Annotated in this window: 1 protein-coding gene; it reads right to left on the bottom strand. The window is 64.5% G+C overall.

The genetic code is table 11. The features are described 5' to 3' along the window. Positions 1 to 248 (bottom strand): methyl-accepting chemotaxis protein (locus AC0IYH_RS33165; protein ID WP_471838643.1); only part of this gene is annotated, 248 nt, incomplete at both ends.

Here is a 248-nt window from a genome sequence, read left to right as displayed (position 1 = left end):
CGACGCGGCTGACCGTCTCGTTGATCAGCTTGGAAATCTCGCGCGCTGCAAGGGCCGATTTCTCGGCCAGCTTGCGCACCTCGTTGGCCACCACCGAAAAGCCGCGCCCATGCTCGCCCGCGCGCGCCGCCTCGATCGCAGCATTGAAGGCCAGTAAATGGGTCTGGCCGGCGATGCTGGTAATGGTGTCGATGATTTCGCGCACGTCGCCGGACGAGGTCTGGATGGCTTGCATGGCGCCCTTGGAG

This window comes from Pseudomonas sp. AC463 (assembly GCF_979253585.1).
This window is presented reverse-complemented; position numbering and strand designations above follow the sequence as displayed.